The sequence below is a fragment of the Salmonella sp. SJTUF14076 genome, from assembly GCF_015534835.1.
In the GTDB taxonomy this organism is placed as follows: Bacteria; Pseudomonadota; Gammaproteobacteria; order Enterobacterales; family Enterobacteriaceae; genus Salmonella; species Salmonella enterica.
This window is the reverse complement of sequence record NZ_CP064674.1, coordinates 2,209,201-2,222,652: the sequence shown is the minus strand read 5'-3', so window position 1 is coordinate 2,222,652 and position 13,452 is coordinate 2,209,201. Positions and strand designations below refer to the sequence as shown.

Genomic DNA, 13,452 nt, shown 5'->3' with positions numbered 1-13,452 from the left:
AACAGGTAGTCACTATGGAAATGGATCTGAACAATCGCCTGACTGAAGACGAAACGCTTGAGCAGGCTTACGATATTTTTCTTGAGCTGGCGGCGGATAATCTTGATCCGGCTGATATCATTCTGTTCAATTTGCAATTCGAAGAGCGCGGCGGCGCGGAGTTGTTTGATCCCGCTGAAGACTGGCAAGAGCACGTCGATTTTGACCTGAATCCAGACTTTTTTGCCGAGGTGGTGATTGGCCTGGCGGATACCGAAGACGGCGAAATTAACGACATTTTCGCCCGCGTTCTGCTGTGCCGGGAAAAGGACCACAAGCTGTGCCATATTCTCTGGCGCGAATAAGCGGTTCAGGCCGGATGGCGTCTGATTGCGCCCTCCGGCAAGCCTGTTTAATCCGGTAGCTTACTGCCGCATCGGTTACAATATTGCGCGCTATGTTCATGCTGGCTTTGCTGGCACTGCGGACATTTTCGCTGCCAGTGACGTTTTTGAAACGCGCTGCTCATGTGCGTGGTAATCAGTCCTGTAGGAATCGCAATCACCGAATAGCCAATCAAAATAAGCACCGACGCGACAATACGTCCCAGCGGCGTATGCGGCGTAATATCACCGTACCCCACGGTTGTGACTGTCACTATCGCCCAATACACCGAGGCATTAAGCGTCGTGAAGCCATATTTCGGTCCTTCAATAAGATACATCAGGGCACCGAAAATAATCATCACGATCGCAATAAATGAATAGAACAGAATAAGCTGATGACGCGCGCTAATAATGGCGCTCCAGAATACGCGCAGGGATGGCATAAAGCGTAGCAGTTTAAGAATACGCAGCACGCGAATCGCTCGCATAGCACGCCAGGCAAACATATAGTTCAGGCTAATTTCCGGCCACAGCCACATGACGTACAGCGGCAAAATCGTCACCAGATCAATAAATCCCCAGAAACTAAAAACGTATTTTGCCGGTTCGGGCCAGCTAAACAGTCTGAGCAAGTATTCACCGGTAAATATCAGGGTAACGCAGAGCTCCAGCCAGACAAAAATATGCCATTCATCAAATGTCAGGTGATATTCCGTTCCTACGCCTGATTCAACAAAAATGACCAGTACGCTAAGCAGCGCAAACAGCGCGCATAACCCTTCAAAACGGCGACCTGAGCGCGTAGTCAAATCGAACAGATTATAATAAAGACGACGGCGAACCGACGACAAATAAAGTGACACGGTAACCTCACCTAAAAGAAGGGCTGACAAATTGTCAGCCCTTGCGATTATAACGGGTCTACTTTAAGGCAGGAAACGGCATGGCGAAAACTCCCTTCCAACACCGGTCGCGTTTGCGCGCATTCTGGCCCGGCTAGCGGACAGCGTGTACGGAACACGCAGCCGGAAGGCGGGTTAATGGGCGAAGGTAATTCGCCCTCCAGCAATTGTATCTTCTTATTTCGCTCCAGATCGGGATCGGGAATCGGTACCGCCGACATCAGCGCTTTGGTATAAGGATGCAGTGGATTATGGTACACCTCATCATAGGTGCCCAATTCTACCGCATGACCGAGATACATCACCAGGACACGATCGGATATGTGCTTTACGACCGCCAGATCGTGCGCAATAAAAATCAACGACAGCCCCATCTCTCGCTGTAACTGCTGGAGCAAATTCACCACCTGCGCCTGAATAGAAACGTCCAGCGCCGACACCGGCTCATCGCAAATAATGAGCTTAGGTTCCAGGATCAATGCCCGGGCGATACCGATGCGCTGGCACTGCCCCCCAGAAAATTCATGGGGATAACGGTTGATGAGGTTCGGCAACAGCCCCACTTTCAGCATCATGGCTTTCACGCGGTCACGCACGTCCTGGCGCGAAAGCTTAGGATGATAAGTGCGCAGCGGTTCAGCGATAATTTCGCCAATCGTCATTCGCGGGTTGAGTGACGCCAGCGGGTCCTGGAAAATCATCTGGATATCGCTGCGCACTTCGCGCCACTCATCCGCTTTCATGCCCAACAGATCTTTTCCCAGCCAGGCGACTTTACCGTCTGTCGCCTTCACCAGACCAATAATGGCGCGCGCAAACGTCGACTTGCCGCAGCCGGATTCGCCCACCACGCCCAGCGTTTCGCCTTCATACAGGCGTAGCGTAACGCCGTCCACCGCTTTCAGGGTTTTCGGCGGTTGCCAGAACCACTGCTTCCCTTCTTTGATATCAAAATGTACTTTCAGATCGGCGATTTCGAGGAGAACTTTACGTTGTTCAATCACAGCATTCATAGCAGTTCCTCCACCGGTTTAAAACAGGCGCGCAAGCGACCAGGACTAAACGCTTCAAGTGGCGGCGCATTATTGCAGATCTCCATCGCATGAGGACAACGCGGCTGGAACGGACAACCTTTAGGCAAACGCAATAAATTGGGAGGATTGCCCGGAATCGTCAACATTTCCGCCCCCTCGCTATCCAGACGCGGCACCGCATTAAGCAAGCCTATCGAATACGGATGAACGGGCTGATAAAAGACATCGCGCGCCTTACCGTATTCCATGGTACGCCCGGCATACATTACCAGGACCTTATCGCAAATACCCGCGACCACGCCCAGATCGTGGGTAATCATGATAATGGCGGTATTAAATTCGCGCTTTAGCTCATTAAGCAAGGTCATAATCTGCGCCTGCACGGTAACATCAAGCGCGGTGGTAGGCTCATCGGCAATAAGCAGTTTCGGCCTGCACAACAGCGCCATCGCAATCATCACACGTTGACGCATTCCGCCGGAAAATTCGTGCGGGTACATTTTCATCCGTTTGCGCGCTTCCGGCATTTTTACGGCATCCAGCATTCTGACGGACTCTTCAAAAGCTTCCGCTTTGCTCATCCCTTTATGCAGCATCAGGACTTCCATTAACTGCTCCCCAACGCGCATATAAGGATTTAGCGAGGTCATCGGGTCCTGAAAAATCATCGAAATCTGTTCTGCGCGCAGCGTATTCAGTTCGCGCTCAGGTAGATTAAGAATTTCACGTCCGTTGAAGGTCGCGGAACCGCCGATTCGACCATTCGTCGCCAGCAGTCCCATTAATGCGAACGCCGTTTGCGATTTCCCCGATCCAGACTCACCAACAATACCTAACGTTTCTCCAGCGCGAAGCGTAAAGTTCAGATCGTTGACCGCCGTCACATCGCCATCAGGCGTAGCGAACGTAACACGAAGATCGTTTACCTCCAGCAGAACATTCGCCGGTTGCGGCGCCTGAGTTGCGGTTTCTGATAAGCTCATGGCTGTACTCCTTAACGATCTTTCGGGTCGAGGGCATCACGCAGGCCATCGCCAATAAAGTTAAAACAGAATAACGTCACCACGAGAAAGCCAGCCGGAAACAGCAGCAGCCACGGTGAGACTTCCATTGAATTTGCGCCATCGCTCAACAACGCTCCCCAACTGCTTAACGGTTCCTGCGTCCCAAGCCCCAGGAAACTGAGGAAAGACTCAAACAGAATCATGCTGGGCACCAGCAACGATGCATACACTACCACTACGCCCAGGACGTTAGGCACAATATGGCGGATCACAATGCTGGCAGTCGACACACCACCCACCTGCGCGGCTTCGATGAACTCTTTACGTTTAAGACTTAGGGTTTGGCCACGCACGATACGCGCCATATCAAGCCAGGAGACCATGCCGATGGCGACGAAAATCAACAGAATGTTCTGCCCAAAAAACGTCACCAGCAAAATCACAAAGAACATAAACGGGAACGAGTTGAGGATCTCCAACAAACGCATCATCACAGAATCAATTTTGCCGCCCAGATAGCCGGACAGCGAGCCATACAGCGTTCCGACAATGACCGCCACCAGCGCGGCGGCAATCCCGACCATCAATGAGATACGCCCGCCGATGGCAACGCGCACCAACAGATCGCGCCCGGAAGAGTCAGTGCCGAAATAGTGACCGGACGCCATATCCGGCGCGCTGGACATCATGCCCCAGTCGGTATCGAAATAGGTAAATTGCGACAGCATAGGCGCCACTGTCACGAACAGGGCTATCAGAAACAGGACAATAAGACTGGCCACCGCCGCACGGTTATGCATAAAGCGCCGGCGGGCATCTTGCCAAAGGCTGCGACCTTCCACCTCCAGCTTTTCACTGAAATTTTCCAGCGTCTCGCTGTTTTTCTTACTTAACATCATCGCGAGCTCCAGTATCAATAGCGAATTTTCGGGTCGATAACGGCATAGAGCACATCGACAATGGCGTTAAACAATATGGTCAGCGCCCCGACTAAAATGGTCAAACTTAACACCAGCGAGTAATCGCGGTTGAGCGCGCCATTAACGAAAAGCTGCCCAATGCCCGGTAAGCCATAAATCGTTTCAATCACCATTGAGCCGGTAATAATGCCGACAAAGGCTGGCCCCATATAGGATAAAACCGGCAGCAGCGCAGGTTTTAACGCATGGCGGAAGATGATTCTGCGCATCGGTAATCCTTTTGCCCGCGCGGTACGAATAAAGTTCGAATGCAGAACTTCAATCATTGAGCCGCGCGTAATACGAGCGATGCTGGCAATATAGGCCAGTGAAAGCGCAACCATCGGCAGGATCATAAATTTTAACGCCCCGCCGTTCCAGCCGCCGCCAGGCAGCCATTGCAAGGTTATTGCAAAGACCATCACCAGTAGCGGCGCTACCACAAAACTGGGGATAACGACGCCGGTCATGGCAAATCCCATCACCGTATAATCCCATCGCGTATTTTGCTTTAGCGCGGCAATCACGCCAGCGCTGACACCAATAATGACCGCCAGCAAAAAAGCGGCGGCGCCAAGTTTCGCCGAAACGGGGAAGCTGGCGGCAACCAGATCGTTGACCGTGTAATCTTTGTATTTAAACGATGGTCCAAAATCGCCATGCGCCAGCTGCTTCAGGTAGCTGAAGTACTGCGTCATGATGGGATCGTTCAGATGATATTTTGCTTCAATATTGGCCAGCACTTCCGGCGGCAATGCGCGCTCGCCGGTAAAAGGGCTACCCGGCGCGAGGCGCATCATAAAGAAAGAGATAGTAATAAGAATAAACAGCGTCGGAATCGCTTCCAGACAGCGGCGTAAAATAAATTTCAACATTGCCCGTACCTTCTGGCCTGTGCCTTTACTTCCCGGACGTGACAAAAGATCCGCCAGGGAAAGTTATAGTGCGATGAAAAAAGACACCATGGGACAACCGCAGTTGTCCCATGTCTTGCCATTAATGTTTGATAATATATAAGTTTTTCACATAAATATTATCCAGCGGGTCTTTACCGGTATACCCGCCCACCCAAGGTTTCACCAGGCGCGCGTTAACGTAGTAATACACCGGCACAATAGCCGAGTCTTTATCTAACTGCTGCTCCGCTTTAGCGTAGAGTTCGCTGCGCTGCGTATCGTCCGCCACTTTCAGCGTGTCAGCAATCAGCTTATCAAACGCCGGGCTCTTATAATGTGCGGTGTTATTTGAACTGTCGGACAACATGGTATTCAGGAACGAGGTCGGTTCATTATAATCTGCGCACCACCCGGCTCTGGCGACATCAAAGGTGCCCTGATGACGGGTATCCAGGAAGGTTTTCCATTCCTGATTCTCCAGATTCACATTGACGCCCAGATTTTTCTTCCAGATAGACGCCACGGCAATGGCCAGTTTTTTATGCAGATCGGAGGTGTTATACAGCAGGTCGAATGTTAAGGGCTTATCCGCCGTAAAACCGGCTTCAGCCAACAATTTCTTCGCTTCTTCATTACGCTTTTGCTGGGACCATTTGAACCACTCAGGCTCTACCAGTTTTGCGCCATCGGTATACGGCGGCGTATAGCTATAAGCGGGTAAATCGCCCTGATTTTTAACCTTATTAACAATAATGTCGCGATCTAACGCCAGTTTCAGCGCGGTACGCACGCGGACATCGTTAAACGGCGCTTTTTGATTATTAATTTCGTAATAATAGGTACACAAATAAGGGTCTACGCGGACTTCATTCGGGATCTCTTTTTTCAGTTTCTGGAATAATTCGATCGGCATATTGTTATAAGTCATATCGATCTCGCCGCTGCGGTAGCGGTTGACATCCGTCACCTCCGAAGAGATAGGCAAATAAGTTACCTGATTGATGACGGTTTTGTCGTTATCCCAGTATTGCGGGTTACGCTCCAGCACGATACGTTCGTTCACCACCCAGTTTTTTAACTTATAAGCGCCGTTAGTGACAATATTGGCTGGTTGCGTCCATTTATCGCCAAATTTTTCGACCGCTGATTTCGGTACAGGAGACACTGAAGGGTGGACCAACAATTTGTAGAAATAAGGCACCGGCTCACTTAAGGTCACTTCAAAGGTGTGATCATCAAGCGCTTTTACCCCCAGATCGGTGGCGGGTTTTTTACCGGCGATAATGTCATCGATATTAACGATATGACCGTATTGCAGATAGCTGGCGTACGGCGATGCCGTATTAGGATCGGCCAGGCGTTGCCAGCTATAAACGAAATCATGGGCGGTGACGGGCGTACCATCTGACCATTTCGCATTTTCACGTAGATGGAATGTCCAGACTTTAAAATCTTTATTTTCCCATTTTTCCGCGACGCCCGGTGAAGGATGCCCCTCGACATCACTAATTAATAAGCCTTCGAAGAGGTCACGGCTGACGTTCGATTCCGGCACGCCTTCAATTTTATGCGGGTCGAGAGACTGCACTTCTGATCCGTTATTACGTACCAACGTTTGCTTGTCGGCTAACTGAACGCCGGCGGGCACGTCTGCCGCAGTTGCGGCGCTGGCGGCGATGAGCGCAGTGAGTATTCCCGCTGCAATCAAACTTTTTTTCGTGATGTTAGACATTGTGTTTGTACTCCACTCATTATAATTACTGGTTTTTACCAGCCTGTTTAATCCCGTCAGGGTTCCTGTACAGCACTGGTGGTGTACTGCCAGGTCTGTCACTGCTTTTGCTATCACCGACTTTATTTATTCTGACGATTCGTTCGATCGCCTTTCGTCGATTCGGTATACGACGTACCTGCCCACGTCGCACGTTATTTCTGACAACCATGTAAATGAAAATAGTTATCAATAATGTGAAATCTTCTACAAAAATGTTTGGCCGAAAAGTATCAAATGCGTTTCTGAACCGCCAATTCATTTTACAATTTTGTTAACCAATTCTCTTTTATGGAAAAATCCCTGCCAAAAAAAACAGTTAAACAATGTTAAAAATCTTTGATTTATTCTTTATAATCAATAGGTTGAAAGAAAAATATCTCTCTGTCGCATCGTAGGTTATGCCTGCGTCAGAAAACACACGCAAATTTAACAAATGCTCATTATTTAGCACATTCATCTACGATGGAGCTGAAACAACTAATAACATTTCAATAATCCTTCATCAAGCCCCAGAGTATGGTGTGAATAAAATAACAGACCTACCGCTTCTCACGGACTCAGTAATGTTCATAATAGTTTGATTAATAAAAATAAATAGCGTTAGATTATATTAGTATTTTTTATCATTTAAACGCTGAATGCTTATCAAAGTAAGAAGTGTTACGTGGGAATGTCACAAGGCGGCCCCCTTAGGGCGCCGCCTGTAAATCAACAGGTGGGAGTTTAGTTGAGCAAGCCGGGGAAAATGCCTTTTATTCCTGTGACAATAAATTCGATGCCGAGCGCCATTAACAACAACCCCATGATTCGGGTAATAACGTTGATACCGGTTTGCCCCAGCAAACGAACCAGCCACGGCGCCATACGGAACACGCCCCAGCAGCAAAGCGCAAAAAGCGCAATGGCAACTGAAAAGCCAAGCAAATGCGCGATGCTGTGATAACGCGTCCCCCAGACGATAGTGGAGCTAATCGCCCCTGGCCCCGCCATTAACGGCAGCGCTAACGGCACAACGCCAATGCTCTCGCGTATGGCCGTCTCTGACTTTTCTTGCTTGTTTTGTTTATCTTCCCCCAGCTTCCCGCTAATCATCGACATTGCAATGGTGACAACCAGGATACCGCCCGCAATTCTGAACGAATCAATAGAAATACCAAAGAGTTGCAGGATGCCATCGCCGAGGAATAAGGAACTCCACAAGATAATCGCAACCGACAGATTCGCGGTGAGGTTAGTTTTATTACGCGCCGTGGCCGTCTGGTAGCTGGTCATGCTGATGAAAACGGGGATAATCCCCACCGGGTTAACCAGCGCAAAGAGCCCGATAAAGAACTTAAAGTAAACAGGAAAATCAAAAAGCGGTTGAATCACGGTTAGCTCCGAAGCGTTAGCCGGATGAAGTCAATGTTCGTTAATGATCAAAACGCGCAGAAGATACGCCTTTTATTCGCATAGTTCACCTCTTATCTACGCCTAATTTCATCCATTCATCACTGTTATTTATATGTACTCGTTATGCTAATCCACTTACTCTTCATGACAACGATTTCTTAACAATTTACATAAAAGGCTAAAATGGCCTGCTGAAAGGTGTCAGCTTTGCGTAATCTTGATTTAGATCACACAATCGCTACTCAGAAGTGAGTAATCTTGCTTACGCCACCTGGACGTAACGCGTTAGAGTTAAATGATACTAACGCAGAAGCTCTTTTAGTAAATCAGAGCGAAACGGACGTTAAGTAACCACCTGAATTTCAGGCATTTATACAAAGTATCGTCGATCTGTCTATACTCACGTATCGCGCAGATGATTTACTAAAAAAGTTTAACATTATCAGGAGAGCATTATGGCTGTTACTAATGTCGCTGAACTTAACGCACTCGTAGAGCGTGTAAAAAAAGCCCAGCGTGAATATGCCAGTTTCACTCAAGAACAGGTCGACAAAATCTTCCGCGCCGCCGCTCTGGCTGCCGCTGATGCCCGCATTCCGCTGGCCAAAATGGCCGTCGCCGAATCCGGTATGGGTATCGTGGAAGACAAAGTGATTAAAAACCACTTCGCTTCTGAATATATTTACAATGCCTATAAAGATGAAAAAACCTGCGGCGTGCTGTCTGAAGACGACACCTTCGGGACCATCACCATTGCTGAACCTATCGGCATTATTTGCGGTATCGTTCCAACCACTAACCCAACCTCTACCGCGATCTTCAAATCGCTGATTAGCCTGAAGACCCGTAACGCCATCATCTTTTCTCCGCATCCGCGCGCTAAAGAAGCAACCAACAAAGCGGCAGACATCGTTCTGCAAGCGGCTATCGCTGCCGGCGCGCCGAAAGATCTGATTGGCTGGATCGATCAACCTTCCGTAGAACTGTCTAATGCGCTGATGCACCACCCGGATATTAACCTGATCCTCGCCACTGGCGGTCCAGGCATGGTTAAAGCTGCATACAGCTCCGGTAAACCGGCTATCGGCGTAGGCGCAGGCAACACCCCGGTTGTCATTGATGAAACCGCTGATATCAAACGCGCTGTGGCGTCTGTTCTGATGTCTAAAACCTTTGATAACGGCGTAATCTGTGCTTCTGAACAGTCTGTTGTCGTTGTTGATTCCGTCTATGATGCCGTTCGCGAACGTTTCGCCAGCCACGGCGGCTACATGCTGCAGGGCCAGGAGCTGAAAGCGGTTCAAAACGTTATCCTGAAAAATGGCGCTCTGAACGCTGCTATCGTCGGTCAGCCAGCCTACAAAATTGCTGAACTGGCAGGCTTCTCCGTACCAGAAACCACCAAGATTCTGATCGGTGAAGTTACGGTCGTTGACGAAAGCGAACCGTTCGCACACGAAAAACTGTCTCCGACTCTGGCGATGTACCGTGCGAAAGATTTCGAAGAAGCGGTAGAAAAAGCAGAAAAACTGGTCGCTATGGGCGGTATCGGTCACACCTCCTGCCTGTACACTGACCAGGATAACCAGCCAGAACGCGTTGCTTACTTCGGTCAGATGATGAAAACCGCGCGTATCCTGATCAACACCCCTGCCTCTCAGGGTGGTATCGGTGACCTGTACAACTTCAAACTCGCACCTTCCCTGACGTTGGGTTGTGGTTCCTGGGGTGGTAACTCCATCTCTGAAAACGTTGGTCCGAAACACCTGATCAACAAGAAAACCGTTGCTAAGCGAGCTGAAAACATGTTGTGGCACAAACTTCCGAAATCTATCTACTTCCGCCGTGGCTCTCTGCCCATCGCGCTGGATGAAGTGATTACTGATGGCCACAAACGTGCGCTCATCGTGACTGACCGCTTCCTGTTCAACAACGGCTACGCAGACCAGATCACCTCTGTGCTGAAAGCGGCTGGCGTTGAAACCGAAGTCTTCTTCGAAGTTGAAGCCGACCCGACGCTTTCCGTTGTTCGCAAAGGCGCTGAGCTGGCTAACTCCTTCAAACCGGACGTGATCATCGCGCTGGGCGGCGGTTCCCCGATGGACGCCGCGAAAATCATGTGGGTCATGTACGAACATCCGGAAACTCACTTCGAAGAACTGGCGCTGCGCTTTATGGACATCCGTAAACGTATCTACAAGTTCCCGAAAATGGGCGTGAAAGCGAAAATGATCGCCGTCACCACCACTTCCGGTACCGGTTCTGAAGTCACACCGTTTGCGGTTGTGACCGACGATGCAACCGGTCAGAAATATCCGCTGGCTGACTACGCCCTGACCCCGGATATGGCGATTGTCGACGCCAACCTGGTGATGGATATGCCGAAGTCCCTGTGTGCGTTCGGTGGTCTGGATGCGGTAACTCACGCCCTGGAAGCTTACGTTTCCGTACTGGCTTCTGAGTTCTCTGACGGTCAGGCTCTGCAGGCTCTGAAACTGCTGAAAGAAAACCTGCCGGCGTCTTACCACGAAGGGTCTAAAAACCCGGTTGCGCGTGAACGTGTTCACAGTGCAGCGACTATCGCCGGTATCGCGTTTGCCAACGCCTTCCTCGGTGTATGTCACTCCATGGCGCACAAACTGGGCTCTCAGTTCCACATTCCGCACGGTCTGGCGAACGCCCTGCTGATTTGTAACGTTATCCGCTACAACGCGAATGACAACCCGACCAAGCAGACCGCTTTCAGCCAGTACGATCGTCCGCAGGCACGCCGTCGTTACGCTGAAATTGCTGACCACCTGGGCCTGAGCGCGCCGGGCGACCGTACCGCCGCTAAGATTGAAAAACTGCTGGCATGGCTGGAAAGCATTAAAGCTGAGCTGGGTATTCCTAAGTCTATCCGTGAAGCAGGCGTACAGGAAGCTGACTTCCTGGCACACGTTGACAAACTGTCTGAAGATGCCTTCGATGACCAGTGCACCGGCGCTAACCCGCGTTATCCGCTGATCTCCGAACTGAAACAGATTCTGCTGGATACCTACTACGGTCGTGATTTCACCGAAGGTGAAGTTGCAGCGAAGAAAGACGTCGTTGCCGCACCGAAAGCAGAGAAAAAAGCGAAAAAATCCGCTTAATTCGTTATCTGCTTTAGCATGACAATAACGGCCTCAATTGAGGCCGTTTTTTTGTTTTACCTGTTTATCTGATGCCTGAAGGCGCTATGCTGATCATCTGGCCTACGTGCTCACGGCACGCCCTTCGTCAGGAGGCCTGAATAATGACCTCCAAAGCGCTACAGGGCGTTTTATAAGTCGATCTTTACCTCAGGTATCATATGTGCCGATGACGCTCCTGAATCGCCGTCAGTGAGCCCTCCTCCAGCGCGTCCTTATAATGCTTACGGCAAACTGAAACGTAGCGTTCATTCCCGCCAATAACCACCTGTTCGCCTTCGTTATAAGGCCTGCCGTCCTGATCAAGGCGCAGAACCATACTGGCTTTACGACCGCAGAAACAGATAGTTTTTAATTCCACCAGCTTATCTGACCATGCCAGCAAGTATTGGCTGCCGACAAAGAGCTCCCCACGAAAGTCTGTTCGTAGCCCATAGCAAAGTACTGGAATATCTAATTTGTCGACAACCTCGGATAATTGATAAACCTGCTGGCGAGTCAAAAACTGGCTTTCGTCGACTAACACGCAATGTATTGTCTGCCGCGCGCTCTCGGCACGAATCTCTTCGAACAAGGATGTATTTTGGTTAAACAATTTTGCCGGCGACGACAAACCGATACGAGAGCTGACTTTGCCTGCGCCGAAACGATCGTCGATTTCCGCCGTATATACGACGGTACGCATCCCGCGTTCCTGATAATTGTATGAAGATTGCAGCAGTGCAGTCGACTTACCCGCATTCATTGCCGAATAGTAGAAATATAGCTGTGCCATTGGTCGCAGGACCTCACCTGAGTGAAATAAAGATTGGCGGGATTGTACCATAATTTACCGACGCGACGGCGCGGCTCGCGCTCCGGTGAGTATTAAGAATTGTACAAACATCGCTCACTATACCCAAAATAATTCGCGTTGCTTAAAGGCGGCAAGGGAGTGAGTCCCCAGGAGCATAGATAACTATGTGGCTGGGGTGCGCGAGCGTAGCCAACACATAAGCAACTTGAAGTATGAAGGGTATATACACATTCCTTCACAAATTATGCCGTTAAAATTCATCAACAATGCTTATCATCACCCGCCAATATGAAAACCTTGTACTTATTGTTACCGTTACTCATACCCGGTGCAAAGTAATAGGGTTTTCTTGTAAGGAAATCTAATACAAGAGATTGATATCTCTGCAATGAGATCGTATTTCATCATGATAAAATGTGACCTGACTCCTAAATTTTTAGCGACAGACGGTGAGTATCCCCCCTGCCAATAAGCTCTTTTTTGTGCGGCGCCTCAAGGAAAATTTAAGTTGAGATAATTAAAACGTGTGCTTAATAAAGCGTAATTTTGAATTCCTTACATTCCTGGCTATTGCACAACTGAATTTATCGCTCTATTATTAGCTCAACAAACCACCCCAATATAAGTTTGAGATTACTACAATGAGCGAAGCACTTAAAATTCTGAACAACATCCGTACTCTTCGTGCGCAGGCAAGAGAATGTACTCTGGAAACGCTTGAAGAAATGCTGGAAAAATTAGAAGTTGTCGTTAATGAGCGTCGTGAAGAAGAAAGCGCTGCTGCTGCTGAAGTGGAAGAACGCACTCGTAAGCTGCAACAGTACCGTGAAATGTTAATTGCCGACGGCATTGACCCGAATGAACTGCTGAATAGCATGGCTGCCGCTAAATCCGGTACTAAAGCTAAACGCGCAGCTCGTCCGGCTAAATATAGCTATGTTGACGAAAACGGTGAAACTAAAACCTGGACTGGCCAGGGTCGTACACCGGCTGTAATCAAAAAAGCAATGGAAGAACAAGGTAAGCAACTGGAAGATTTCCTGATCAAGGAATAATTTACTTCCTGGATGCTTAAAATCCCGCCGCTGGCGGGATTTTTTTTGCCTGAGTTCTCCGCTGACGAACCCAGGCATAAAAAAAAGCGCCGGATTTACCAG

General features: G+C 49.3%; 11 protein-coding genes. 3 read left to right on the top strand and 8 right to left on the bottom strand.

Going from position 1 to position 13,452, the window contains the following annotated elements; translation table 11 throughout:
• Positions 1-14: 14 nt before the first annotated feature.
• Complete coding sequence (locus HU143_RS10800; protein WP_000425070.1) at positions 15-344, top strand: HI1450 family dsDNA-mimic protein; 330 nt, start codon at positions 15-17, stop codon at positions 342-344.
• 47 nt (positions 345-391) lie between these two features.
• Here the strand turns inward: HU143_RS10800 and HU143_RS10795 are convergent, their stop codons facing one another.
• From HU143_RS10795 to HU143_RS10765, 7 genes are all read right to left on the bottom strand, one after another.
• Positions 392-1,228, bottom strand: a complete 837-nt coding sequence (locus HU143_RS10795; RefSeq protein WP_023227268.1) for an ion transporter — start codon at positions 1,226-1,228, stop codon at positions 392-394.
• Positions 1,229-1,275: 47 nt separating this feature from the next.
• Positions 1,276-2,280 carry a murein tripeptide/oligopeptide ABC transporter ATP-binding protein OppF gene (gene oppF / locus HU143_RS10790; protein ID WP_000994698.1) on the bottom strand — a complete coding sequence of 335 codons (1,005 nt, stop codon included), beginning with the start codon at positions 2,278-2,280 and terminating at the stop codon, positions 1,276-1,278.
• Positions 2,277-3,284, bottom strand: coding sequence for an ABC transporter ATP-binding protein (locus tag HU143_RS10785; RefSeq protein ID WP_000058857.1), 1,008 nt, complete (start codon positions 3,282-3,284; stop codon positions 2,277-2,279). Before HU143_RS10785 ends, oppF begins: the two co-directional genes overlap by 4 nt.
• Before the next feature lie 11 nt (positions 3,285-3,295).
• Positions 3,296-4,204: an oligopeptide ABC transporter permease OppC gene (oppC, locus tag HU143_RS10780; protein WP_000979653.1), complete on the bottom strand. Its 909-nt coding sequence runs from the start codon at positions 4,202-4,204 to the stop codon at positions 3,296-3,298.
• Positions 4,205-4,218: 14 nt separating this feature from the next.
• Positions 4,219-5,139 (bottom strand): oligopeptide ABC transporter permease OppB, encoded by a 921-nt coding sequence (gene oppB, locus HU143_RS10775; protein WP_000911097.1) that lies wholly within the window; start codon positions 5,137-5,139, stop codon positions 4,219-4,221.
• 121 nt (positions 5,140-5,260) lie between these two features.
• A complete protein-coding gene (gene oppA / locus HU143_RS10770; RefSeq protein WP_023227267.1) occupies positions 5,261-6,892 on the bottom strand; it encodes an oligopeptide ABC transporter substrate-binding protein OppA in 1,632 nt (543 codons plus the stop codon).
• A gap of 765 nt (positions 6,893-7,657) precedes the next feature.
• Positions 7,658-8,305, bottom strand: a complete 648-nt coding sequence (locus tag HU143_RS10765) for a YchE family NAAT transporter (protein WP_000615840.1) — start codon at positions 8,303-8,305, stop codon at positions 7,658-7,660.
• A gap of 476 nt (positions 8,306-8,781) precedes the next feature.
• Here HU143_RS10765 and adhE point away from each other — a divergent pair, with 476 nt between their 5' ends.
• On the top strand, positions 8,782-11,460 hold the full coding sequence (gene adhE, locus HU143_RS10760) for a bifunctional acetaldehyde-CoA/alcohol dehydrogenase (protein ID WP_000301678.1): 2,679 nt from the start codon (positions 8,782-8,784) through the stop codon (positions 11,458-11,460).
• A gap of 196 nt (positions 11,461-11,656) precedes the next feature.
• Here the strand turns inward: adhE and tdk are convergent, their stop codons facing one another.
• Entirely contained in the window at positions 11,657-12,274 is a 618-nt protein-coding gene (gene tdk, locus HU143_RS10755; RefSeq protein ID WP_000068097.1) for a thymidine kinase, read from the bottom strand.
• A gap of 662 nt (positions 12,275-12,936) precedes the next feature.
• Between tdk and hns the strand changes: the two genes are divergently transcribed.
• A complete protein-coding gene (gene hns, locus HU143_RS10750) occupies positions 12,937-13,350 on the top strand; it encodes a histone-like nucleoid-structuring protein H-NS (protein WP_001287383.1) in 414 nt (137 codons plus the stop codon).
• Positions 13,351-13,452: the final 102 nt, after the last annotated feature.